This window comes from Collinsella aerofaciens (assembly GCF_001404695.1).
In the GTDB taxonomy this organism is placed as follows: domain Bacteria; phylum Actinomycetota; class Coriobacteriia; order Coriobacteriales; family Coriobacteriaceae; genus Collinsella; species Collinsella aerofaciens_E.
Window position 1 is genome coordinate 1 of record NZ_CZAQ01000063.1, and the last position, 2785, is coordinate 2785.

3 protein-coding genes are annotated in these 2785 nt (G+C 55.4%); all 3 read left to right on the plus strand.

The genetic code is table 11. The annotated features are described in order from the left end of the window. Positions 1 to 199: 199 nt before the first annotated feature. The 3 genes from AQ996_RS09450 (at position 200) to rfbB (ending at position 2716) form a co-directional block, all read left to right on the plus strand. A complete protein-coding gene (locus AQ996_RS09450; protein WP_055252684.1) occupies positions 200 to 637 on the plus strand; it encodes a DUF4869 domain-containing protein in 438 nt (145 codons plus the stop codon). Positions 638 to 646: 9 nt separating this feature from the next. Further along, positions 647 to 1621 carry a hypothetical protein gene (locus tag AQ996_RS09455; RefSeq protein WP_070097171.1) on the plus strand — a complete coding sequence of 325 codons (975 nt, stop codon included), beginning with the start codon at positions 647 to 649 and terminating at the stop codon, positions 1619 to 1621. A gap of 75 nt (positions 1622 to 1696) precedes the next feature. After that, positions 1697 to 2716, plus strand: a complete 1020-nt coding sequence (gene rfbB / locus AQ996_RS09460; protein ID WP_055252685.1) for a dTDP-glucose 4,6-dehydratase — start codon at positions 1697 to 1699, stop codon at positions 2714 to 2716. The last annotated feature ends 69 nt before the right edge of the window (positions 2717 to 2785 follow it).

Sequence of the window (2785 nt, forward strand, 5' to 3'; positions counted from 1 at the left end):
AGGGGCTCAAGCAGGCCGCCGAGGCCTACGGCAAGTCGGTCTACGGCCGGCACCTCAAGAAGGTCGCCGCCGGCGAGATCGTCAACAGCCCGCGCGAGTACTAGCGCAAGCTTGTTTTCTTTTAGGGGTCACCGTTTATCTGGTGGCCCCTTTCGTTATGATTACGTTGACCATAAAGACAATATGATTGGGAGTGGATGTGTTAAGCGTCTACTTTGGCGATATGCCAGAAGCGATTTACAACACAGCGACATATTTCAAAAACTCTTACCGGTCTTCTTGGATTACGGATCCCTATGCAGTCTCGATAATTAAAGATGTTGATCGATCGGATGTTGTCTCCGAAAACGTCATCGAAAGCCCTGTGCTTGGATTCATCTCCCCACTCCAGCTTTCTGGTGGCGTGAAAACGCTGCTGCTTATGAGATTTGATCGTAAGCAAATTTTTAACGCTTCTACCTGTGGTGACAACTGTGCCAAGTGGATTCTCGACATGGCGAAAGACCGCAAGCTTGTTGTGAATCTCTATCATGTGATGGACTTTGGTCGCGAGGATTTTAAAATTAAAGTCGTGAATAGCGGCCGAATCGTTCACAACATGGCCGAATTGATTCACGAGTCGATTCCGTATCTGTAGGTACTGCTTATGAACGGTTCGCATCTCGTTAAGATTTCCCGCCGCAGGGGAACTAAGTACACATTTACCATCAAGCGGAACATCACTATTGTGCGTGGCGATAGTGGCACGGGTAAGACGACACTGTTTGACATGGTCGCAGACTACATGCGAACGGGCGAGCAGTCGGGCGTTTCCTTGCAATGCGATTGTCCCTGTGTCGCCCTGACCGATTATGATTGGCGAAACCAGCTTTCGTCCGTTCATGACTCGATTGTATTTGTCGATGAGGGCTTAAAAGAGATCCATTCTGATGAGTTTGCCCATCATGTGCTGTATTCCTCGAATTATTTCGTGCTGATCTCAAGGGCTGATTTCCCCAATCTTCCGTATAGCGTGGATGAGATTTACAAGATTAAGACGAGCGGAAAATACCATTCTTTCGTCCCTGTTTATCAAGATCGCGGGAATCATCGTTATGCTATTTCCCGGTCGGCGCCAAAACAGGACTTTTCTATCCTTCTATGCGAGGACAGTAAGTCTGGTTTCCAGTTCTTTGAACGGCATTTCGCTGACAGTGAGCTTACCTGTACTTCGGCCATGACGAACAGCGCGATTTTGGGCTGGTTGGATCAGCATCTCGACGATCGCGTGTTTGTTGTCGCGGACGGGGCGGCATTTGGGTGCTATGCGGACCGCGTCCTTAAGCTGCAAGACATTCACCGCGATACTGTTACGGTTTGTCTTCCCGAATCATTCGAGTGGCTTCTACTGAGCTCCGGCGTAATTTCAGAGCTAGATGTTAAGACGGTTTTGGAAACCCCAGAAGCCTTTGTAAACAGTGAGAAGTTTAAAAGCTGGGAGGATTTCTTCTATAAGTACTTACGTGAAATAACTGGGGATTCGGTTTTTCACTACGACAAAGACTGCATTTCGGAGGCGTTTTGTACAGGAGGTAATTCTGCGAAGGTTATGGCTCTTATCGCATGCCGAAATGTCCGATAGTTTTGTTGAATAGCGTCGCGGCGTCACTTCCTGCGGCATACTAAAGAAGCTGTACATGCTTCAGATTGGATTTTCATGTCTGAGATTTTCGAACCCAAGAATATCATCGTCACGGGCGGCTGCGGCTTCATCGGCAGCAACTTCGTGCACTACGTGGTCAACAACCACCCCGAGGTGCACGTCACCGTCCTGGACAAGCTGACCTACGCCGGCAACCCCGAGAACATCGCGGGGCTGCCCGAGGATAGGGTCGAGCTCGTCGTGGGCGACATCTGCGACGCCGAGCTGCTGGACAGGCTGGTCCCCGGCCACGACGCCATCGTGCACTACGCCGCCGAGAGCCACAACGACAACTCCATCGCCGACCCGGAGCCCTTCCTGCGCACCAACGTCGAGGGCACCTTCCGCCTGCTGGAGGCCGTGAGGAAATACGGCGTCCGCTACCACCACGTCTCCACCGACGAGGTCTACGGCGACCTGGCGCTCGACGACCCGGCGAAGTTCACCGAGGAGACGCCGTACCGCCCGTCCTCGCCGTACAGCTCCACCAAGGCGTCCTCCGACATGCTCGTGCGCGCCTGGACCCGCACCTACGGGCTGCGAACCACCATCTCCAACTGCTCCAACAACTACGGCCCCTACCAGCACGTGGAGAAGTTCATCCCGCGCCAGATCACCAACATAATCGACGGCGTGCGCCCCAAGCTCTACGGGAAGGGCGAGAACGTGCGCGACTGGATCCACACCGAGGACCACTCCTCGGCCGTCTGGGACATCCTCACCAAGGGCCGCACGGGGGAGACCTACCTCATCGGGGCTAATGGCGAGAAGAACAACATCACCGTCCTGCGCATGATCCTGGAGGCCATGGGCCGCGACCCCGAGGACTTCGACTGGGTCGCCGACCGTCCCGGCCACGACCGCCGCTACGCCATCGACTCGATGAAGCTCCAGCGCGAGCTCGGATGGAGGCCGGCGCACACCGACTTCGCCGGGGGCCTCAAGGCCACCATCGACTGGTACGTCGCCAACGAGTCCTGGTGGCGGCCGGCCAAGGAGGCCACCGAGGCCAGGTACAGGGCCCAGGGCCAGTAAGACCGCATCCCGGCGAACCGCGCCGCGGGGCGCCCGCGCGGGGCCGCAGGGCATGGGGATGACCCTGCG

Excerpts from the sequence above, each read along its gene's own strand:
- rfbB (WP_055252685.1), top strand. The coding sequence starts at position 1,697 with ATGTCTGAGATTTTCGAACCCAAGAATATCATCGTCACGGGCGGCTGC.
- AQ996_RS09455 (WP_070097171.1), top strand. The coding sequence starts at position 647 with ATGAACGGTTCGCATCTCGTTAAGATTTCCCGCCGCAGGGGAACTAAG.